The sequence below is a fragment of the Pseudorhodoplanes sp. genome (assembly GCA_032027085.1).
Lineage (GTDB): Bacteria > Pseudomonadota > Alphaproteobacteria > Rhizobiales > Xanthobacteraceae > Pseudorhodoplanes.
In genome coordinates this window covers 1,465,902-1,485,098 of the sequence record JAVSMS010000001.1, presented here as the reverse complement: position 1 = coordinate 1,485,098, position 19,197 = coordinate 1,465,902, and the positions used below count along the sequence as shown (strand labels likewise).

At 62.8% G+C, this 19,197-nt stretch carries 21 protein-coding genes; 6 read left to right on the top strand and 15 right to left on the bottom strand.

The window, feature by feature from the left end; translation table 11 throughout:
* The first annotated feature begins 19 nt into the window (after positions 1-19).
* Positions 20-895, top strand: a complete 876-nt coding sequence (locus RO009_07255) for an EamA family transporter (protein MDT3684821.1) — start codon at positions 20-22, stop codon at positions 893-895.
* On the opposite strand, the gene RO009_07250 is transcribed toward RO009_07255, so the two are convergent.
* Both RO009_07250 and gloB read right to left on the bottom strand, forming a co-directional pair.
* Positions 892-1,320 carry a cupin domain-containing protein gene (locus RO009_07250; protein MDT3684820.1) on the bottom strand — a complete coding sequence of 143 codons (429 nt, stop codon included), beginning with the start codon at positions 1,318-1,320 and terminating at the stop codon, positions 892-894. The genes RO009_07255 and RO009_07250 overlap by 4 nt on opposite strands.
* Positions 1,321-1,325: 5 nt before the next feature.
* Entirely contained in the window at positions 1,326-2,093 is a 768-nt protein-coding gene (gloB, locus tag RO009_07245; GenBank protein ID MDT3684819.1) for a hydroxyacylglutathione hydrolase, read from the bottom strand.
* Positions 2,094-2,321: 228 nt separating this feature from the next.
* Here gloB and RO009_07240 point away from each other — a divergent pair, with 228 nt between their 5' ends.
* On the top strand, positions 2,322-3,062 hold the full coding sequence (locus RO009_07240; GenBank protein MDT3684818.1) for a methyltransferase domain-containing protein: 741 nt from the start codon (positions 2,322-2,324) through the stop codon (positions 3,060-3,062).
* A gap of 51 nt (positions 3,063-3,113) precedes the next feature.
* Here the strand turns inward: RO009_07240 and RO009_07235 are convergent, their stop codons facing one another.
* From RO009_07235 to RO009_07215, 5 genes are all read right to left on the bottom strand, one after another.
* Positions 3,114-3,785, bottom strand: a complete 672-nt coding sequence (locus tag RO009_07235) for a DUF4167 domain-containing protein (protein ID MDT3684817.1) — start codon at positions 3,783-3,785, stop codon at positions 3,114-3,116.
* Between the two features lie 620 nt (positions 3,786-4,405).
* A complete protein-coding gene (gene prmC / locus RO009_07230; protein MDT3684816.1) occupies positions 4,406-5,296 on the bottom strand; it encodes a peptide chain release factor N(5)-glutamine methyltransferase in 891 nt (296 codons plus the stop codon).
* A complete protein-coding gene (gene prfA / locus RO009_07225) occupies positions 5,296-6,372 on the bottom strand; it encodes a peptide chain release factor 1 (GenBank protein MDT3684815.1) in 1,077 nt (358 codons plus the stop codon). The genes prmC and prfA overlap by 1 nt, the downstream gene beginning before the upstream one ends.
* A 16-nt stretch (positions 6,373-6,388) precedes the next feature.
* Positions 6,389-8,656, bottom strand: a complete 2,268-nt coding sequence (gene ptsP / locus RO009_07220; protein MDT3684814.1) for a phosphoenolpyruvate--protein phosphotransferase — start codon at positions 8,654-8,656, stop codon at positions 6,389-6,391.
* A 173-nt stretch (positions 8,657-8,829) separates the two neighbouring features.
* Positions 8,830-10,083, bottom strand: a complete 1,254-nt coding sequence (locus RO009_07215) for an aspartate kinase (GenBank protein ID MDT3684813.1) — start codon at positions 10,081-10,083, stop codon at positions 8,830-8,832.
* A gap of 219 nt (positions 10,084-10,302) precedes the next feature.
* Here RO009_07215 and ubiG point away from each other — a divergent pair, with 219 nt between their 5' ends.
* The 3 genes from ubiG (at position 10,303) to RO009_07200 (ending at position 12,392) form a co-directional block, all read left to right on the top strand.
* Positions 10,303-11,055 (top strand): bifunctional 2-polyprenyl-6-hydroxyphenol methylase/3-demethylubiquinol 3-O-methyltransferase UbiG, encoded by a 753-nt coding sequence (gene ubiG, locus RO009_07210; GenBank protein ID MDT3684812.1) that lies wholly within the window; start codon positions 10,303-10,305, stop codon positions 11,053-11,055.
* A gap of 73 nt (positions 11,056-11,128) precedes the next feature.
* Complete coding sequence (locus RO009_07205) at positions 11,129-11,482, top strand: hypothetical protein (GenBank protein ID MDT3684811.1); 354 nt, start codon at positions 11,129-11,131, stop codon at positions 11,480-11,482.
* Positions 11,483-11,492: 10 nt separating this feature from the next.
* Positions 11,493-12,392, top strand: a complete 900-nt coding sequence (locus RO009_07200; protein MDT3684810.1) for a DMT family transporter — start codon at positions 11,493-11,495, stop codon at positions 12,390-12,392.
* 132 nt (positions 12,393-12,524) lie between these two features.
* On the opposite strand, the gene RO009_07195 is transcribed toward RO009_07200, so the two are convergent.
* From RO009_07195 to RO009_07180, 4 genes are read right to left on the bottom strand one after another with little or no spacing between them, the layout of a single operon-like run.
* Positions 12,525-12,998, bottom strand: a complete 474-nt coding sequence (locus tag RO009_07195; GenBank protein ID MDT3684809.1) for a DUF1178 family protein — start codon at positions 12,996-12,998, stop codon at positions 12,525-12,527.
* Positions 12,995-13,876 carry a carbon-nitrogen hydrolase family protein gene (locus RO009_07190; GenBank protein MDT3684808.1) on the bottom strand — a complete coding sequence of 294 codons (882 nt, stop codon included), beginning with the start codon at positions 13,874-13,876 and terminating at the stop codon, positions 12,995-12,997. The genes RO009_07195 and RO009_07190 overlap by 4 nt, the downstream gene beginning before the upstream one ends.
* Positions 13,873-14,160, bottom strand: coding sequence for a glutaredoxin 3 (gene grxC / locus RO009_07185; protein ID MDT3684807.1), 288 nt, complete (start codon positions 14,158-14,160; stop codon positions 13,873-13,875). Before grxC ends, RO009_07190 begins: the two co-directional genes overlap by 4 nt.
* A gap of 38 nt (positions 14,161-14,198) precedes the next feature.
* Positions 14,199-14,996 carry a ComF family protein gene (locus RO009_07180; protein ID MDT3684806.1) on the bottom strand — a complete coding sequence of 266 codons (798 nt, stop codon included), beginning with the start codon at positions 14,994-14,996 and terminating at the stop codon, positions 14,199-14,201.
* Between RO009_07180 and RO009_07175 the strand changes: the two genes are divergently transcribed.
* A complete protein-coding gene (locus RO009_07175; protein MDT3684805.1) occupies positions 14,995-15,924 on the top strand; it encodes a methyltransferase domain-containing protein in 930 nt (309 codons plus the stop codon). The genes RO009_07180 and RO009_07175 overlap by 2 nt on opposite strands.
* 50 nt (positions 15,925-15,974) lie before the next feature.
* Here the strand turns inward: RO009_07175 and RO009_07170 are convergent, their stop codons facing one another.
* The 4 genes from RO009_07170 to RO009_07155 all read right to left on the bottom strand — a co-directional run bounded on the left by RO009_07170 (position 15,975) and on the right by RO009_07155 (position 19,063).
* Positions 15,975-16,160, bottom strand: coding sequence for a Flp family type IVb pilin (locus tag RO009_07170; GenBank protein MDT3684804.1), 186 nt, complete (start codon positions 16,158-16,160; stop codon positions 15,975-15,977).
* Between the two features lie 21 nt (positions 16,161-16,181).
* On the bottom strand, positions 16,182-16,586 hold the full coding sequence (locus tag RO009_07165; protein ID MDT3684803.1) for a (deoxy)nucleoside triphosphate pyrophosphohydrolase: 405 nt from the start codon (positions 16,584-16,586) through the stop codon (positions 16,182-16,184).
* 134 nt (positions 16,587-16,720) lie between these two features.
* On the bottom strand, positions 16,721-17,956 hold the full coding sequence (gene argJ, locus RO009_07160; protein MDT3684802.1) for a bifunctional glutamate N-acetyltransferase/amino-acid acetyltransferase ArgJ: 1,236 nt from the start codon (positions 17,954-17,956) through the stop codon (positions 16,721-16,723).
* 231 nt (positions 17,957-18,187) lie between these two features.
* Positions 18,188-19,063, bottom strand: coding sequence for a peptidylprolyl isomerase (locus tag RO009_07155; GenBank protein ID MDT3684801.1), 876 nt, complete (start codon positions 19,061-19,063; stop codon positions 18,188-18,190).
* Between the last annotated feature and the right edge of the window lie 134 nt (positions 19,064-19,197).

Here is a 19,197-nt window from a genome sequence, read left to right as displayed (position 1 = left end):
GTGGCTTGCTCCCGTAGCCATGACGTCGCGCGCGGCCACGTTTATCGGCTTCACCGCCATCATGATGTGGTCGCTGCTGGCGGTGCTGACGGCGGCTTCCGGCCGCGTACCGCCGTTCCAGCTTGCTGCGATGACATTCGCGATCGGTGCGCTGCTCGGCGCGGCGAGCTGGATTTTCCGCCCGGATGCCATCAAGGCTTTGCATCAGCTGCCGCAGGTCTGGGCGCTCGGCATCTTCGGTCTGTTCGGTTATCACGCACTTTACTTCATGGCGTTGCGTCTTGCGCCGCCCGCCGAGTCCGGGCTGATAAATTATCTCTGGCCGCTGCTCATCGTCCTGTTCTCCGCCTTCCTCCCCGGTGAAAAGCTGAAGACGCATCATGTCGCCGGCGCAATGCTCGGTCTTGCCGGCACCATCGTGCTCGTCGCGGGGCGTGTACAGCTTGGCTTTGCGGCTGAATTCCTTCCGGGGTATTGCGCGGCCTTCATCGCCGCCTTTGTCTGGGCGATCTATTCAGTGCTGTCGCGCCGTTTTGCGGCGGTGCCAACCGATGCAGTGGTGGGCTTCTGCCTTGTCACGGCTGTTCTCGGCGGCGTGTGTCATCTGTTGTTCGAGCAGACGGTCTGGCCAGACGGTGTGAGCCAGTGGCTGGCCGTTCTTGCGCTCGGCCTGGGACCGGTCGGCGCGGCATTCTACGTGTGGGACATCGGCGTGAAACGCGGCGATATCCGCATTCTTGGAGCGACCTCCTACGCGGCGCCGGTTTTCTCCACGATCTTTCTCGTGCTCGCAGGATTTGCCGAGGCGACATTATCACTCGTTGTCGCGGCGGTCCTGATCGCCGGTGGTGGATTGCTGGCGGCGAAGGACATGCTATTCAGAAAAAAGATTTAGGTCGGCGACCAGTCCTTCGGCGCCAATTCGAAGCCGGAAAAATCAAATCCCGGCGCGACGGTGCAGCCCACCAGGGTCCAGTCGCCCAAGGTCTCTGCCGCCTGCCAGTCTCCCGCGGGCACGACGGCCTGCGGCTGTTCACCTGCCAGGAGGTCAGCGCCAAGCGTGATGGTTGTCACTTTTGCACCATCGGCGATCTGGAGTTTCAGCGGGGCACCGGCATGCCAATGCCAGACCTCGGCCGCGTCCACGCGATGCCAATGCGAACGCTCCCCCTTTGCCAGAAGAAAATGAATGGCGGTGGAAGCGGCACGCCCGGCGTGCACGGTCCTGGAATCCCGAAAAGTTTCACGGTAATGCCCGCCTTCGGGATGCGGCTGGAGGTCGAGCAGGCGAATGATGTCGGCTGCTGAATGCGAGCGCATGTAGATCAGAAGTTATTCTTTCGAGTGCGGATTTCTGCAAATACCTCAGCAGGCGATTTCCCGCTCATGCCAAGCGCCGCAGCGACAGAGGGAACATCGGCGCGAAGAAAACAATTCTCCGCTTTTTCCGCCCCGATCGTTACGGGAATCGTCGGCTTGCCGGCCGCGCGCAACTGCTCGGCTTCCTTCGCGCGCGTCTTCAACGCGGCATTGTCCGGCTCGATGGTGAGGGCAAATTTGATATTGGCCAGCGTATATTCATGGCCGCAAAAAAACTTCGTGTCGTCGGGCAAGGCGCGCAGCTTGAGCAGCGAATTCCACATCTGCTCCATCGTGCCTTCGATCACACGGCCGCAGCCGATCGAGAACAGCGTGTCGCCGACAAAGGAGAGCTTGTCGGCATCGAACACAAGCGAAATATGACCGGCGGTGTGGCCCGGAGTATCGAGCACGCGGCCGGTCAGGGAGCCCAGCTTGATGGCGTCGCCTTCCGCCACCATCTCATCGAGATCGGCGATTTTCGCAGCCTCGTTGCGCGGGCCGATCACGCGGCACTTGTAGTTTGCTTTCAACGCGGCGATGCCGTCGGTGTGGTCGTGATGATGATGTGTCACCAGGATATGCGTGAGCGTCCAGCCGGTTGCCTTCAGCGCCGCTTCGACCGCGGCTGCTTCCGGCGCGTCGATCGAGGCTGTCGCGCCGGTCGCGGAATCGTGCAGCAAGACGCCGAAATTGTCGGACAGGCACGGAAACAAATGGGTCTGGGCGGCCATGAAGCACTCGTTGTTGGGGGCAGGGATAGACAAAGTAACGCTAACATGCCGTGAGCGCGATCAGCAAAAGTGGAGACCGGTTTTGCGTCCGATCGCGCGCTAACCTATTAACACGACCTATGATCCGGCGAAGCGGAAGCGCTTCGCGCGATCATGGACGGGGTTCATTCGTCAAGCGGCGGGCGGCCCTTCGGCTTTCGTTGAAGAAATTCGTGGTAATCTTGACGCATGTTCATCGATGTTGTCGATCTGCGCGATTTTTATTCGCAGGGGCTGGGAGTGGTCGCCCGCCGCTTTGTCGGACGCGGTATCCGCGCGCACTGGGGCAATCTCAGCGGGCTGCGCGTCGCCGGCATCGGCTATGCCACGCCCTATCTTGGGCTGTTTCGCGAGGAAGCGGAGCGCTGCATCGCCTTGATGCCAGCGGCGCAAGGCGTCGTAAAATGGCCCTCGGCACGGCCCGGCCTTGCGGCTCTGGTCGATGAGACCGGATTGCCGCTGACCGAAGCCGCCGTCGACCGCGTATTACTGGTGCATGCCCTGGAAATGACTGACGATCCGGTCGCCCTGCTGCGCGAAGTTTGGCGCGTGCTGGCGCCGAACGGGCGGTTGCTGGCGGTTGTACCCAATCGGCGCGGCCTGTGGGCGCGTATCGATACGACACCGTTCGGCCATGGCCGTCCCTATTCGCGCGGACAGATCACCAAGATTCTGCGCGAAACACTGTTCACGCCCAATGGCTGGGGCGAGGCTCTGTATGTGCCGCCGATTCCACGCGGCTGGTTTCTGCGCACGGCGGTTGCCTGGGAGCGGACGGGTGCGACGATTTCGGCGCCGTTCGCCGGTGTGCATATCGTGGAAGCGACCAAGCAGGTCTATCGCGCGATACCGGCGCGGCGGGAAAAGCGCAAACTGGTGCCTTCGCTCGAACCGGCGCTGGCGCCCGCACCGGGCGCCGCGCGCGTCTAAAAAATCATGGCCGGACAAGCCGGCCATGATCGTCTTTCAAAGGATATGTGGTTACTCGCCGGCCGGAGACGCGTCGTCTGGCGCGTCGCTTTGGGCGCCTGCGGCCATGTCCGGACGTGGCCCGCGATGGCCGCGCCGTCGCCGCCGATGCAGCGGGAAACGGTCGCCTTGGTTGTCGTGGCCGTTCTGCTGGCCGTTGCCGGCATGCGGCTGCGGCTGATTGCCGCCGGTGATGAAAGATGGCAGGCGATCGACGTCGTTCGTATCAGCCGCATTCTGCTGACGATTGTCGTGCCGCGGCTGCGGATCGCGCGGCGGATAGGGCTGCTGCTGGTCGCGCTGATAGGGCTGCGCGTGGCTTGGCTGTTGGTCGCGTGGCGAATGCGGCTCGCCGCCGAACTGCGGCTGCGCATTGTCCTCGCCGTCATCGTAGTTGTCGTCCTGCCGCGCCTCGCCGCTGTCGGGACGCGGTTGTTGGAACGGTTGATTCTGCCGCAACTGCTCCTGCGCTGCGGCGATCAGACGGAAATAATGCTCGGCGTGCTGATAGTAATTTTCCGCGGCCACCGGGTCGCCCGACGCGGTCGCATCCCGCGCCAACTGGATATATTTCTCGGCGATGTGGTTGGCCGTCCCGCGGATTTTCACATCCGGACCGTTGGATTCATAAACACGGGTCAGCGGATTGTGGCTCTTGCCGCCGCCGCGGTTACGTCCCCGCATCCGATGGTGCTGATGTTGATGCTTGTTGCTCTGGTGTCCGTTTCTCATAGCTCGCCTGTCGCCGACTCCTCACCACGCGGCTTACGCCGCTTTCCGTTCACTTTCGTCTTCACCACATGCCTGGGCATTCACTTGTTTTGCCCGGCACCGCGGACTCATCGTCCGGCCACTCGCATAAAGAAACCCCGGCCGTCCCACGGCATTCTTCCGACAAACCTGGCAGTTTCTGAACCCCTTAGCGCAACCGCGCTTTCCGGATCATTATCCAACCGAATACGTCCGCGCCGCTCCCGTCGACCTGACGTTGAGCAGGCTCAATCGGTGAAGTTATGAACGGAATCGCGAATCTGTTTATTGCGCAACCTGTTGTTTTCTGCGCGACCTGCTGTCGATAACTGTAATTGTGTCGATATCAGTAATTTTCGACCTGTCGTTTCGACCTGGCTTGTGCCCCGATCTTCGCCCCTCTTGCCCCTGTGTCGTCCGCCTCGCGAAGCCTTGGCTTCGGGCTCATTGACGACCGGGATCCGGGCCTCAATTCTGAATTCAACCTAGTCGCTCTCGACCGATAATCCAAGTGCTATTTTTCGCCGACCGGATGCATCCACATCATGGCAGGGTTAAGAAAGGCCCTGAAAAGCAAGGGCACGTGGCACGCCCGCCAGATCGGCCCGGGGCGCCGCCGCCGGTTCCAAACCGGCTGCTGCAAAAATCGCCCTCACTACGGCGGCCTGGCCGGCGCCGATTTCAACGACCACCGCTCCGCTTGGCCTGAGCAGCCGTCCGGCCTCCCCGGCCTCCCCGGCAATCCTGCGATAGCAAATGAGGCCGTCGGGGCCGCCGTCGAGCGCGAGCCGCGGATCGTGATCCCGGACTTCGGAAGGCAGCCCCGGTAATTCAGCTGTGGCGATATATGGCGGATTCGAGACCACGAGATCGAAGGATTCGCCGAGCGCTGCGCCGAAATCCGACACGACGAAGTCGCTGCGATGATCCAGCCTGAGCGCGCGCGCATTCTCGCGGGCAGTCTCCAGCGCGAGCGGGTTGATGTCGCTGCCGATCCCGGTCGCGTTTGGCAATTCGCTGAGCAAGGCAAGAAGGATTGCGCCGGTTCCTGTGCCCAGATCAACAATCCGCAACGGCCGCGCGCGCGCCGAACCCGCGTCGATGACAGCAAGCGCCGCCTCCACCACGGTTTCCGTTTCCGGACGTGGCACCAACGTTGCGGGTGTGACTCGCAACGGCAGGCTCCAGAATTCCTTCCGGCCGATGATCCGCGCCACCGGCTCGTGCCGCAGCCGGCGCGCGGCCAGAGCATTGATCGCGTCTATGTCCTTCCGGGTCAGGACGCGCGCCGCGGCGGAGGCGAGCTCCGCATGTTCAAGACCCAGTGCGTGGCCGACCAAAATGCGCGCATCGAGTTCGGGAGACTCGATCCCGCTCTTGCGAAACATCTCGGCCATCTGCCGGCGGGCGCCGGAGGTGGTGCATTCCTGCGCGCTGTCGATCATCAGGCGTCTTGCGCCGCCGCCAGCAGCGCAGCTTGGTTCTCGGTGATCAGCGCATCGATGATCTCGCCGAGCGCTTCGCCCTCGATCACCTTCGGAAGGTTGTAGAGCGTCAGATTGATGCGGTGATCGGTGACGCGCCCTTGCGGGAAGTTGTAGGTGCGGATGCGCTCGGAGCGGTCGCCCGAGCCGACCTGGCCCTTTCGCTCGGCGGCGCGGGCGGCGTCCTGCCTGCTGCGCTCGGCGTCGTAGAGCTTGGTGCGCAACAAGGCCAGCGCTTTGGCCTTGTTCTTGTGTTGCGAACGGTCTTCCTGCACGGCGACCACGATGCCGCTCGGAATATGCGTGATGCGGATGGCCGACTCGGTCTTGTTGACGTGCTGGCCGCCGGCGCCGCTGGAGCGCATGGTGTCGATCTTCAGGTCGTCGTCCTTGATCGCGATGTCGACATCTTCCGCTTCCGGCAGCACGGCGACGGTCGCGGCGGAGGTGTGGATGCGGCCCGAGGTTTCCGTGTCGGGCACGCGTTGAACGCGGTGAACGCCGGACTCAAACTTCAGCTTCGCGAAAGCGCCGCGACCCTTCACTTCGGCGACAATTTCCTTGTAGCCGCCCACGGTGCCTTCGCTGGCATCCACGATTTCGACTTTCCAGCCCTGCTTGGCGGCGTAGCGCTCGTACATGCGGAACAGGTCGCCGGCAAACAGCGAGGCTTCATCGCCGCCGGTGCCGGCGCGGATTTCAAGAATGACGTTGCGCTCGTCCATCGCATCCTTGGGAATGAGATGAACGCGGATTTCCTTTTCCAGCGCCTCGCGGCGGGATTCGAGTTCCGGCTTTTCTGCTTCCGCCATCGCCCGCATTTCCGGGTCGGTCGCGGGGTCGGCCAGCAAGGCGTCGAGGTCGGCCATTTCGCTGACCAGTGCGCGATATCGCTTGACGCTGTCGATGATCGGGCCGAGCTCGGAAAATTCGCGCGACGCCTTCACATAGGCGTCGGGCGCAAGCTGGCCGGACAGCTCCGCTTCCAGCGCAGCATGGCGGGCCAGCATGGCGTCGAGTTTTGCGTCAGGCAACATGGCGGAATCGCTTGCTTTAGAGCTGCAGGCCTTCGGCGGCTGCGAACATCTCGATGCGATGGCGGACTGAGACGGTGCCCGCCGGCGCGTCGATCAAGGGATCAATCGCGGCCTTGGCCTTGCTGACATCGAGATCAAGCAGCATGGCCTTGACCGGACCGATCGCCGACGGCGTCAGCGAGAGCGAGCGATAGCCGATCGCGACCAGCGTGAGCGCGCCGATCGGCGAGGAGGCCAGTTCGCCGCATAAAGTCACCGGCTTGCCGTGTTCCTCGCCCTTTGCGGCGATGGAGCGAAGCGCCCGCAGCACCGGCGCGGAAATCGGATCGAACCGGCCGGCAACCCGCACATTGCCGCGGTCGACGGCATACATGAACTGTAACAGATCGTTCGAACCGACCGACAGAAAATCCACGCGCGGCAGCAACTCATCGAGTTGATAGAGCAGCGAGGGCACTTCCAGCATGGCGCCGATCTCCACGCGTTCCGGCAAGATGTGGCCGTGCCGGCGCAGATGCGTCAGTTCATGCTCGACCAAGGCTTTACCCTGGTCGAACTCCTCGACCGTCGCCACCATCGGAAACATGATCTTTAGGGCGCGGCCTGACGAGGCGCGCAGCAGCGCGCGGATCTGGCTGCGCATCAGGCCGGGGCGGTCGAGTCCCAGCCGGATCGCGCGCCAGCCCATCGCCGGATTCTCCTCCTCGAAGGCGTGCATGTAGGGCAGCACCTTGTCGCCGCCAATGTCGAGGGTACGGAACGTCACCGGCCGCTTGCCGGCCGCGTCCAGCACGGCACGGTAGAGCGAATGCTGCTCGTTGATGCGCGGGAACGAGGTCGCGACCATGAATTGCAATTCGGTGCGGAACAGGCCGATGCCGGCGGCGCCAGTCTCTGCAATATGCGGCAGATCGATTAGCAGCCCGGCATTGATCAGCAAAGAAATGGTCTTGCCGTCCTTGGTGATGCAGGGCTTGTCGCGCAAGGCTTGATATTGCGCCTGCCGGCGGGCGCGCAGACGCACCCTCTCGGCATAGGCGCTTTCGATATCGGTCGGCGGCCGCAGGAAGACTTCGCCCGAGATGCCGTCGACGATGATCGGATCGCCGGACTCGACGAGACCGGTGATGTTTTCGACTTCGCCGACGGCCGCGATCCCCAGCGCACGGGCGACAATCGCCACGTGCGAGGTCGGCCCGCCTTCCTCCAGCACGACGCCGCGCAGCCGCTTGCGGTCATAGTCCAGCAAGGCTGCCGGACCCATCATGCGCGCAACGACAATGGCGTTGTCCGGCAATTGTTCGCGCCGCGGGGCATGTTCCACGCCCATCAATTGCCGCATCAGGCGATTGGCGAGATCGTCGAGATCATGCAGGCGCTCGCGCAGATAAGGATCGGTGGCGCGCAGCATGCGGGCGCGCGAATCCGACTGCACGCGTTCGACGCCGGCTTCAGCCGTGAGGCCGGTCGCAACCGCCTCGCGCATGCGGTCGAGCCAGCCTCGGTCATGCGCGAACATGCGGTAGGCTTCCAGCACCTCGCGGGATTCCCCGCCGTCAGTAACCTCGCCGCGCTCCAGCATCATGTCGACATCGGCGCGCAATGTTCCGATCGCGTCGTCGAGCCTTTGCAGTTCCTTCTGGACGTCGTCGGCGATGAAGTTCGTCACCACCACCCGCGGCTCGTGCAGCACCACATGTCCGAGTGCGATGCCTTCCGACAACGCGACGCCGGCAACGCTGCGGCGCGGGCGGACGGCCGGCTCGGCACCGGGACGGGCGAGGGCGGACAATTCGCCGGAGGCGATCATCTCCGCCAGCACCATGGCGGTGGTCTGCAGCGCCTCGACTTCTTCCTCGGAATAGGTGCGGTGTGCGCGGTTCTGCACCACCAGCACGCCGAGCGTATTGCCGGCGCGCAGGATCGGCACGCCAAGGAAGGAATGATAGATTTCTTCGCCGGTTTCCGGGCGGTAGGAATAGGCCGGGTGCGATTGCGCGTCCGAGAGGTTGATCGGATTGGCCTGGCTTGCGACCAGGCCGACCAGGCCTTCGTCGATACGCATCACAGTTAAGTGGACGGCTTCGCGCTTCAGACCTTCGGTGGCGTACAATTCGAGCGTGCCGTCCACGCGCAGCACGTAAACGGAGCAGACCTCCGCCACCATGTTGGCGGCGATCAGCACCACAATCTTGTCCAGACGCTCCTGCGCGCTGACCGGTTCCGCCATCACCTCGCGGAGCCGGCGCAACAGCACGCGCGGACCGCCGAGTGCGCCACGCATGGCGTGAGGTCCTTAAAATTGTATCGGAACGGTTAGGGAACGCCGCTCCGGTCCTGTCGGGAAAATCGCGGCGGGTCCGGTCGCCCGCGACGGCTACCCTTGTGGGCTATAGCGAATGCAGCGTGTCAGGGGCAAGACAAACGAGTGCCCCTGAACGCCCGACCCGCCTGGAATTACGCCTTATCAAGCCCGTAGAGCGCGTGGAGGGTGCGGACCGCGAGCTCCGTATAGGCGGCGTCGATCAGCACCGAGAATTTGATCTCAGAGGTCGTAATGGCCCGGATATTGATGTTGCGCTCGGCCAGGGCCCGGAAGGCTTGCGAGGCAACGCCGGCGTGGCTGCGCATGCCGATTCCGATCACCGAGACCTTGGCGACGTCGGTTGCCCCGTCCAGCCGCTCGAAGCCGATGCCGGATTTGGATTTGCGGATCACGTCCATCGACCGCTGGTAGTCCGCCGCCGGCACGGTAAAGGTCAGGTCGGTCTTCTTGCCGTCGGCCGAGACGTTCTGGACGATCATGTCCACATTGATATTGGCGTCGGCCAGCGGGCCAAAAATAGCCGCTGCGACGCCCGGCTTGTCCTCGACATTGCGGATGGAGATCTGCGCTTCGTCCTTGGAGAAGGCGATGCCGGTGACGACCTGTTGTTCCACGATATCCTCCTCGTCGCAGATAAGTGTGCCCGGCGGGGTTCCATGCGGGTCGATGTCTTCAGGCTTTTCGAAGCTCGAGCGCACGAAGATTTTCACCTTGTGCACCATGCCGAGTTCGACCGAGCGGACCTGCAGCACCTTGGCGCCCAGCGAGGCGAGTTCGAGCATTTCCTCGAAGGCCACTTTGTCCAGACGCCGGGCCTTCGGCACGATGCGCGGATCGGTCGTGTAGACGCCGTCCACGTCGGTATAGATGTCGCAGCGGTCGGCCTGAATGGCTGCGGCGATCGCCACCGCGGAGGTGTCGGAGCCGCCGCGGCCGAGCGTGGTCAGCCGACCGGTGTCCTTGTGGATGCCCTGGAAGCCGGCGATCACCGCGACCTCCTGGCGGTCCTTGAAGCGCTTGACGATTTCGGCGCCGTTGATGTCGAGGATGCGGGCGGAGCCATGCGCATTGGAGGTCAGGATCGGCAACTGCCAGCCCTGCCAGGAGCGCGCCGGGATATCCATCCCTTGCAGGACGATGGCAAGCAGTCCGGCGGTGACCTGTTCGCCGGAGGCGACCACGGCATCATATTCGCGGGCATCGTGCAGGGGCGAGGCGTCTCGGCACCAGGAGACCAGCTCATTGGTCTTGCCGGCCATGGCCGAGACCACAACCGCGACCTCATGGCCGGCATCGACTTCGCGCTTGACGTGGCGCGCGACATTGCGGATGCGGTCAATATCGGCGACCGAGGTTCCGCCGAATTTCATCACCAGACGTGACATGATGGGATAGAAAGCCCTGCGGGATGTGATCGATGCGGCAGGCGCGAGAGATTTGCGCCCCCGTAAAAGGCGCGTATTCATAACGGCCGGGACTTGGGCCTGCAACCCGCACAGGATCCTGGTATTCGCGGTTGAAAACGGCTGAAAGGCCGTGTGCGACCAAGGTGTTATGCCAAGATCCGCGATCCCGGGGCGACCCCCATTATCCGAGAGTTCAGAATGGCCAAGGTTCACGACCCCGTCTCCACCATCGACCAGGACGAAATCGACCAGTTCGCCCGGCTGGGTACGCAATGGTGGGACGAGCACGGCCCCATGGCGATGCTGCACAAGTTCAACCCGGTGCGGGTCGGCTATATCCGCGACCAAGTGACCGCGTATTTCAATCGCGACCCGAAGAAACTGGGCTGCCTGAGCGGCCTGCGCATCCTCGATATCGGTTGCGGCGGCGGCATCCTGTCTGAACCGCTGGCGCGGCTGGGCGGCACTGTTGTCGGCGCAGACCCCTCCGAGGCCAATATCGGAATTGCGCATCATCATGCCGGGCAGTCGGGGGTGATGGTTGATTACCGGGCGACGACGGCTGAAGCCTTGGCCGATCAGGGCGAACGCTTCGACGTCGTGCTGGCGATGGAGGTGGTGGAGCACGTCGCCGACATGCCGCTTTTCGTGCAGCGGTGCGGGGACATGGTGAAGCCGGGCGGTCTGATGATCGCGGCAACTCTCAACCGCACCCTGAAGAGTTTCGCGCTCGCGATCGTCGGAGCCGAATATGTGCTGCGCTGGTTGCCGCGCGGCACGCATCATTGGGACAAGTTCGTGACGCCGGGCGAGCTTGAAACTGCGATGGTGAAAGCCGGCTTGCGGGTCGTCGACGAGCGCGGCGTTATCTATTCCGTTCTGTCCGATCGCTGGCAGCTCTCCAACGACATGGACGTGAATTACATGCTGACGGCCGAGAAACCCACATAGCGCGCCTGCATTTGCTCGGCTTGCTTTTCCCGCTGGCAGCGGCGACCGTCCTCGCAATCTCAAGGAGACGCTTATGATCCTCGAACTCGTCACCTTCAAGGCGCCCGCCGGCTGGGACCGCGCGAAGACGCTTGAGGATGCAAAACACGTCGTTCCCAAATGGGTGGCGAACAAGGAGCTGGTGCGAAAACATTTCCTGCGTGGCATCGGCGAAGCGGAAGACACCGGCGCCGGCGTCTATATCTGGCCTTCGATCGAAGCCGCGCAGCGAGCGCATAACGCGGAGTGGCAGGAGAGCGTGAAGAAACGCACCGGCGACTACGCCACCATCCGCTACTTCGATCTCATGCTGCTCGTCGACAATGAGCGCGGCGTGGTGACCGAGTGGGCAGCCGACGGCACGGCGCGCCAGCTCGAAGCCGTCTGATATTCCGTACATGTCCGACACCGGCTGGCTCTGGGCGCTCTTCACGCTGATCGCCGCTGCGACCCAGACCGCACGCAACGCCATGCAGCGCGAATTGACCGCGACGCTCGGCACCGCCGGCGCGACGCATGTGCGCTTCCTGTTCGGCTTTCCGTTCGCGGTCGTATTTCTGCTGGTGTTGTTGACCGTGACCGGACAATCGCTGCCGCGGCCGGGCCTGTCATTCTGGCCCTGGGTCATCGACGGCATGGGCGCGCAGATCATTGCAACTGCGCTGATGCTGGCGGCGATGAGCGAGCGCTCCTTCGTCGTGAGCATCGCCTACATCAAGACCGAACCTGTGCAGGTCGCCCTGTTCGGGCTGGTCTTCCTTGGCGATGCGCTCAGCGTCGGCATGGTGGCGGCGATTCTGATCGCGACCACCGGAGTCATTGTCATGTCGCTGAAGCCGGGCGGCGGTGCGGCGGATAGCTGGCGCCCGACTGTGCTGGGCTTGAGCTCCGGCGCGATGTTCGCGCTCTCCGCCATCGGCTATCGCGGCGCGATTCTCAGTCTCGAATGGCCGGATTTCGTCATGGCGGCGACCTTCACGCTGGTCGTCGGTCTGGCGATGCAGGCCGTGCTGCTCAGTGCGTATCTCATGCTGCGCGAGCCGAAGGTGATGCGCGAGATCATGCGCGCATGGCGGCCATCGGTGACGGCCGGCTTTCTCGGCGCGCTTGCCTCGCAATTCTGGTTTCTGGCCTTCGCGCTGGCGACCGCGGCCAGCGTGCGCACGCTCGCTCTGGTCGAGGTGCTGTTCGCCCAGGCGATTTCAGCTCTTGTATTTGGACACAAAACGACAGCGCGCGAGGGATTGGGGATTGTGCTGATCGTTGCAGGCGTGGCGCTTTTGGTCTGGTCGCATTAAGCCACTTCTCCGTCATCCTGAGCTGCGAGCGAAGCGAGGCTCGAAGGATGACGGATTATGCATGGCCTCGCCCTTCGAAGGCCGCGCTTTGCGCGGCCACCTCAGGGTGACGGGACACACGCCTCGAAACGATCAATTCCTCTCATCCGGCAGCACCGGCAGCGGATGAAACTCAATACCCTCGTCGTGCAATTCCTTGGCTTCCTCGGGCGAAGCTTCGCCGTAGATCGAGCGGTGTTCGATCTCGCCGTAATGCATCTTGCGCGCTTCTTCCGGGAACTTCTTGCCGACATTGTCGGCATTCTTGATCAAGTGTTCGCGCAATTCGCGCAGCTTGGTGTGGAATTCCCGCTCCTGCGGCGAAATCATCGCCACCGGCTCGGGGCCAGCCGCGGCCGCCGGCTCGTTGGTTATCGGTGCAGTTGATCCCCTGCGCTTGCCGCCGCGCGTGATGGCCGGCGCCATGATGGCCTTCTCGACATTCGCCGACCCGCAAGTCGGGCAGGTCACCAGCTTGCGCTTGCGCTGCTTTTCATAATCGGCCGAACCGGCGAACCAGATATCGAATACGTGCTTCTTGTCGCACACCAACGCGTAGCGGATCATGTCTTGTCTCCGATCACATGCAGATGTGTCGGCTCCGCCATCGGTTCGACCATCTCAAATCGCCGGCCATGCTGCAGCGACGGAATTTTTGCCCGCGCCGCCGCGACTTCAGCCGGATCGATCTCTGCCATAATCACATCGGGATCCGTGCCGCCTTCTGCAAGGATACGGCCCCAGGGATCAACAACCAGTGAATGCCCATAGGTCTCCCGGCCGTTCTCGTGGTTTCCGCCTTGCGCTGCAGCTAGCACGAAGCTGCCGGTCTCGATCGCGCGTGCGCGGACCAGCACGTGCCAATGCGCTTCCCCGGTGACGCGGGTGAAAGCCGAAGGGATGGTCAGAATAGTTGCGCCGCCTTCCGCCAGCGCGCGATAGAGCGCCGGAAAGCGCAGATCATAGCAGATGGTGAGACCGAAACGTCCCCAGGGCAGGTCGGTCAGAACGGCAAGCTCGCCGGAGCGGTAGCTGTTCGATTCGCGATAGCTCTCGCCACGACCGAGATCGACGTCGAACATGTGGATCTTGTCATAGCGCGCGACAATCTCGCCTTTCGGATTGATCAGAAAGGACCGGTTCACTGCCTTGTCGTGCGACGCCTTGATCGCCAGCGAGCCGACATGAAGATAAAGGGACAGCTTGCGCGCCAGATCCTGGAACGCGGCGAGAGAGGCATCCTTCTCTTCTTCAGTGATCGCGGAGAAAAGCGCTTCGCGCGACAGCTCCATGATATTGGTCATTTCCGGCGTGAGCACGTAATCGGCGCCATTGCTTTTGGCCTGCCCGATCAGCTTCACCGCCGCGTCCAGATTGGCTTGCGGCGTCCGCCCCGACCGCATCTGGATCAGGCCGGCGCGGAAAGTAGCGGTATTGGCGCTCATGCTTGCGGCTCGACCTGGTGTCCGTTGACCTGCGCCAGCAACGGGTCAAGCTTGCCGGCCTCGTCAAGCGCGTAGAGATCGTCGCAGCCGCCGATATGCGTGTCTCCGATGAAAATCTGCGGCACGGTGGTGCGTCCCAGCGCCCGCTGCGTCATCGCGGCGCGCAGGTCGCGGTCGCCGCTGACGTCGATTTCCGTATAATCGACGCCCTTGCGGCCGAGTAATTCCTTCGCCCAGCCGCAATAGGGACAATAGGGCGTGGTGTAGATTTCAATGGAACTCATGAGGGGTGAAAACCTGACGGTCGCGCAACGCAGCCTCACTATATGGTCGTGCGGGCCGCGTCCACAACCCTCGCAAAAACAAGGACATCCACGCTCCTGGCACCTGCTCGGAGCAGGGCCCGGGCGCAGGCGTCGGCGGTTGCGCCGGAGGTCAGCACATCATCCATGAGCAGGATGTGACGGCCTGCCACCCCAGCTTTGCCTTCGGGCGGCACCTTGAAGACCCCCTGCACGTTCAGCGCCCGTTCCGATCGTGACAGGCCGACCTGCTGCGGCGTCGCCTTCGTCCGTTTGAGGGCTGCCGGATGAACCGGAACGCCGCTGATGTCGCCGACGACCTTCGCGAGCGCCGCGGACTGGTTGAAACGCCGGGCCCACAGCCGCCGCCAGTGCAGCGGCACCGGCACGATCATGTCGGCCTCGGCAAGAAGTTCGTGCCCGGCGCGCGCCATCCAGCGGCCGATGGTGGGTGCGAGATCAAGCCGGTCGCCATATTTGAAGGCGTGAACCAGCGACCGGGCGACGTCGTCATAGCGCACCGCAGCCCTCGCCCGCTGATAGGCAGGCGGATCGGCAATCGCCTGCATGGACAGGATGCCGGGACCGGGATCATAGACAAAGGGAATACCAAGCCGTCCGCAGAAAGGCCGTTCGATGGGAGAGAGTTTTGACCAGCAAACGGCGCAAAGTCCGGCAGTGGCGCCAATGGGCTCGCGGCAAGACGGACAGAGAGGCGGCAGCGCCGCATCGAAGATCAACCGGAAAGGCGCCCGCAGCGCGGAAGCTGCGCGGTGAACCACAGACAAGGCCTGTTGTTCTGCCAAGGAAGCAGGCATGACAAAGGCTACCGCCGGAAGGAGCCATCCGCCAGTGCCTGACAGTCCTGTGATTTTCGATCGCGCGCTTTTGCGTGCCCGGCGGCGGCGCGCCGCGGCGCTTGGCGCGGAGACATTTCTCCTTGAGCAGGTGGCCGAGGATTTCGTCGACCGGATTGCAGTGGTGAACCGGCATTTCGCGCTCGCCGCCGATATCGGATCGCCCGGTGACATTGTTGCGCGCAGATTGCTGGACGGGCAGCGTGTCGAACGTGTTGTCCATGTCGGCGATGAAGGCGGCAGTGGCAGCGTCCCGCAAGCGGTCGCCGACGAAGAAGCCTTGCCGTTGGCGGACGGCGTACTTGATCTCGTCGTATCGGCGCTGTCGCTGCAACATGTGAATGACCTGCCTGGAGCCTTGCTGCAAATCCGGCGCGCGCTGAAACCGGACGGGCTTTTTCTTGCCGCGTTGCTCGGCGGCGAGACCCTGACTGAGTTGAGGCAGGCCTTCACGCAGGCCGAAGCCGAAATCGAGGGCGGCGTGTCACCGCGCGTGGCGCCCTTCGCCGATCTACGCGATCTTGGTGCGCTGCTGCAGCGCGCCGGCTTTGCCTTGCCTGTAACTGATGTGGACCGCGTGGCCGTGCGTTATTCCGACGCTTTCGCTCTGATGCAGGACTTGCGCCGCATGGGCGCGACCAATGTGCTCCTGGAGCGCCGCCGCAAGCCGACCCGCAGGGCAACAATTCTGCGCATGGCGGAAATTTATAGTGAGCGCTTCAGCGATCCGGATGGCCGCCTGCGCGCCACCTTCGATATCGTCTGGCTGTCAGGCTGGTCGCCGCATGAAAGTCAGCAGAAGCCGCTCACGCCGGGCTCGGCAAAGATGCGGCTGGCCGACGCGCTGAAGACCACCGAAATTTCGGCAGGGGAAAAGCCAAGCCGCTGATTAAATCCAGCGAGGTGGAAACCGTTCGCCGGATTGCGCGACCAAAAAACCTAGGACAGTGCGGCTAGGATGGAATCATATAACGCGCGGACCCGATCGCTCAGCAAGGCTAGGGTGGCAACAAGGGCCAGAGCAACGCCCGATGCCATGATCGTATACTCAACCGCAGTGGTGCCATTGTCGTTCGAGATGAAGCTGCGCAGCTTGCCGAAAAGAGCTGAACGAATCTTCGCCATGGCGAACCCTTGCGTGTCTGTTCAGAGCAGCGTCATCAGATGTGAAATCAAAGGCTCATCTGCCGGCGGCATGGGATAATCGCGCAACTTGTTCGGCCGGACCCAGGCGAGTCGCGAATGGTGCCTTGCGGTCACCTGTCCCTCCCAGCGCCGGCAAACATAGAGCGGCATCAAAAGGTGGAAGTCCGCATAGGCATGGCTCGCAAAGGTCAGCGGCGCGAGACAGGCTTCTTTGACTGCGATTCCCAGTTCCTCCGACAATTCACGAATCAGCGTTTCTTCAGGTCGTTCGCCGGGTTCAAGCTTGCCGCCGGGAAATTCCCACAGCCCTGCCATCGGTTTGCCGGGCGGGCGCTCTGCAATCAGCACACGGCCGTCGACATCGATCAAGGCGCAGGCGGCGACAAGCACGAGTTTGACGCTCACAACCTTTCCCCCGATGTTACGAAAGCTCGCGTTAAGTGACCGTTAAGCGATGCTGGAGTCCCGAATGCGAGTCCGCTTGAAGAGCATGCGGCAAGAATGGAGCGGACTTCCGAACCACCACACTAGCCCGACGCTCAGGAGCGGTAATCGCCGTTAATGGCGACGTATTCCTTGGTCAGATCGCAGGTCAGAACCCGGTCTTTTCCGCGGCCGAGTCCGAGATTCACTTTCATCTCGATCTTGGGATTCTTCATTGCGGCGGAAACCTTAGCCTCGTCATAACCGGGATCGCGGGCGCCCTTGTGGGCGACGCGGATGCCGTTGAACCAGATCGACAGCTTGTCGCGATTGGCGGGCTCTCCCGCCTTGCCGACGGCCATGACCACGCGGCCCCAATTCGCATCCTCGCCGGCGATCGCGGTTTTGACCAGCGGTGAATTGGCGATCGACATCGCGATCTTCCGCGCCGATGTCTTCGAGACGGCGCCCTCGACATTGATTTCAACAAGCTTGCGCGCACCTTCGCCGTCGCGCGCGACCTGTTCGGCGAGATCGGCCAGCACCATCTCAAACGCCTTTCGGAAACCCTTCAGCCGCGGATCGTTCGCGCGCGTGATCCGCGGCGCGCCCTTGGCGGTCCCGGTTGCAAAGGCAAGCAAGGTGTCCGATGTCGAGGTATCGCCGTCGATGGTCACGGCGTTGAAGGTGTCGGCCACGCAGTCTTTCAAAAGCTTCTGCAGAACCGGCGCAGCAATTGGTGCGTCGGTGAAGATGAACGACAGCATGGTCGCCATGTCCGGCGCGATCATGCCGGCGCCCTTGGCGATGCCGTTGATGGTGACCTTGGCCTTGCCCAGGCTGGTCCTGGCCGTTGCCACCTTCGGGAACGTGTCGGTGGTCATGATCGCCCTGGCGGCGTCCAGAAAGCCGCCCGCGGCTGCGCTTGAAGCAAGCTCGTCCAGTACGCCATTGAATTTGGTGGCGTCGAGCGGTTCACCGATCACGCCGGTCGAGGCGAGATAGATGTCATTGACGCTGCATCCGACGGCTTTCGCCGCAATCTGCGCCGTCAGTTTTGTTGATGCACGGCCGGTCTTGCCGGTGAAGGCATTGGCGTTGCCGGAATTCACCACCAGCGCCCGCGCCGTCTTGCCCTTCAGTTTGGCGCGGCACCATTCCACCGGTGCCGACGGACATTTGGATCGGGTGAATACGCCGGCGACACTCGTCCCTTTATCGAAGATGGCGAGCAGCACGTCGGTGCGGTTGGCATAGCGGATGCCGGCGGCCGCGGTCGCGAGCCTGACGCCGGCGATCTCTGGCATGTCGGGAACGGTTTGCGGAGCGAGGGGGGAAATGGTGGCGGACATGAAAATAAATCCTGGTCAGTCCGGGGCGCGGGCCCCGATTTCGGGTTTACCCGAAATCGGCAACTGAACAATACGCAAGTCGGCAACAGCCGACTTGCGTACGCGCGAGGTCGGAAATCCATAACCACCATTCTCGCAAAAAAATCGCAAGACTGGCGTTATGGATTCCGGTTCTCGCCATTGAGCCGCGCTTCGCGCGGCCTCTTGGCTCGGCCGGGATGACGATGAGAGCTATTTCTTTGCCGGGTCGGCCGGCTTGTCGCCAGGCCTCGCGTTCGGCTTGGTTTCGGGCTTGGCATCAAGCCGCTCGATCTTGGCGCTTTCACGCAGCTTGGTGATCATCTCTGCCTGGGCGCGGCGCTGCACGAAGGTCTGGATCTGGTCCTTCACCTTGTCAAATTCCGGCGGCTGTTTCTTGCGCTTGTCGTCGACGCGGATGACGTGCCAGCCGAATTGCGATTTCACCGGCTCGGAAAGCTGTCCCTTGTTCAGCTTGAAGGCCGCTTCCGCGAATTCCGGCACCATCTGGTCCTTGCTGAAATAGCCGAGATCGCCGCCATTCTCCTTGGAGCCGGGGTCTTTCGACTTTTCCTTGGCGATGGCGACAAAGTCGGCGCCCTTCTTCAGATCGGCGAGGATTTTCTTCGCCTCATCCTCGGTTTCGACCAGGATATGACGGGCGCTGACCTCTTCCTCGTTCGCCATCTGCTTGATGGCCTCGTCATAGACCTTTTTCATCGCCTCGTTGGTGACGGCGGCCTTTGCTTCCGCCTGCAGCAGCGCCTCCATCAGGAGCTTGCTGCGGGCATTGGCCATCTTGCGCTTGAAGTCGTCGGTTTCGGCGAGCTTGCGGTCTTCGGCGGCCTTCGCCACCAGCATCATGTCGGCGACATAGGTGACGAGATAGTCGCGCTTGGCCTCGGGGGCCATCGGCGGCAATTGGCCGGCCAGTTCCTCTTCCGCGGCGTTGAGGTCGCTTTGCTTGACGTCCGTTCCATTGACCTTGGCGACCACAGGGTCGCTCTGCGCGGACGCTGGGCCGGCGGGCAGGGCGGCGAGCGCGAGAATGGCGATCAGACCGCCGATACGGGTTACAAGCGAGGTCATGAGACAAACGTCCTCTGGATCAGTGGCATTGGCACTGGGTGGTAGCATTGGCGGCACTGGCACGGCTGCCGGCGCGGCGGGCGGACACTCGCCCAATCGTTGAACCTTGGCAATGGCTGGGAATACTTAACTTT

What these genes read in the sequence shown, in the direction of transcription:
- RO009_07255 (MDT3684821.1), top strand. Translation starts at nt 20, where the DNA reads ATGACGTCGCGCGCGGCCACGTTTATCGGCTTCACCGCCATCATGATG.
- RO009_07250 (MDT3684820.1), bottom strand. Translation starts at nt 1,320, where the DNA reads ATGCGCTCGCATTCAGCAGCCGACATCATTCGCCTGCTCGACCTCCAG.
- gloB (MDT3684819.1), bottom strand. Translation starts at nt 2,093, where the DNA reads ATGGCCGCCCAGACCCATTTGTTTCCGTGCCTGTCCGACAATTTCGGC.
- RO009_07240 (MDT3684818.1), top strand. Translation starts at nt 2,322, where the DNA reads ATGTTCATCGATGTTGTCGATCTGCGCGATTTTTATTCGCAGGGGCTG.
- RO009_07235 (MDT3684817.1), bottom strand. Translation starts at nt 3,785, where the DNA reads ATGCGGGGACGTAACCGCGGCGGCGGCAAGAGCCACAATCCGCTGACC.
- prmC (MDT3684816.1), bottom strand. Translation starts at nt 5,296, where the DNA reads ATGATCGACAGCGCGCAGGAATGCACCACCTCCGGCGCCCGCCGGCAG.
- prfA (MDT3684815.1), bottom strand. Translation starts at nt 6,372, where the DNA reads ATGTTGCCTGACGCAAAACTCGACGCCATGCTGGCCCGCCATGCTGCG.
- ptsP (MDT3684814.1), bottom strand. Translation starts at nt 8,656, where the DNA reads ATGCGTGGCGCACTCGGCGGTCCGCGCGTGCTGTTGCGCCGGCTCCGC.
- RO009_07215 (MDT3684813.1), bottom strand. Translation starts at nt 10,083, where the DNA reads ATGTCACGTCTGGTGATGAAATTCGGCGGAACCTCGGTCGCCGATATT.
- ubiG (MDT3684812.1), top strand. Translation starts at nt 10,303, where the DNA reads ATGGCCAAGGTTCACGACCCCGTCTCCACCATCGACCAGGACGAAATC.
- RO009_07205 (MDT3684811.1), top strand. Translation starts at nt 11,129, where the DNA reads ATGATCCTCGAACTCGTCACCTTCAAGGCGCCCGCCGGCTGGGACCGC.
- RO009_07200 (MDT3684810.1), top strand. Translation starts at nt 11,493, where the DNA reads ATGTCCGACACCGGCTGGCTCTGGGCGCTCTTCACGCTGATCGCCGCT.
- RO009_07195 (MDT3684809.1), bottom strand. Translation starts at nt 12,998, where the DNA reads ATGATCCGCTACGCGTTGGTGTGCGACAAGAAGCACGTATTCGATATC.
- RO009_07190 (MDT3684808.1), bottom strand. Translation starts at nt 13,876, where the DNA reads ATGAGCGCCAATACCGCTACTTTCCGCGCCGGCCTGATCCAGATGCGG.
- grxC (MDT3684807.1), bottom strand. Translation starts at nt 14,160, where the DNA reads ATGAGTTCCATTGAAATCTACACCACGCCCTATTGTCCCTATTGCGGC.
- RO009_07175 (MDT3684805.1), top strand. Translation starts at nt 14,995, where the DNA reads ATGACAAAGGCTACCGCCGGAAGGAGCCATCCGCCAGTGCCTGACAGT.
- RO009_07180 (MDT3684806.1), bottom strand. Translation starts at nt 14,996, where the DNA reads ATGCCTGCTTCCTTGGCAGAACAACAGGCCTTGTCTGTGGTTCACCGC.
- RO009_07170 (MDT3684804.1), bottom strand. Translation starts at nt 16,160, where the DNA reads ATGGCGAAGATTCGTTCAGCTCTTTTCGGCAAGCTGCGCAGCTTCATC.
- argJ (MDT3684802.1), bottom strand. Translation starts at nt 17,956, where the DNA reads ATGTCCGCCACCATTTCCCCCCTCGCTCCGCAAACCGTTCCCGACATG.
- RO009_07155 (MDT3684801.1), bottom strand. Translation starts at nt 19,063, where the DNA reads ATGACCTCGCTTGTAACCCGTATCGGCGGTCTGATCGCCATTCTCGCG.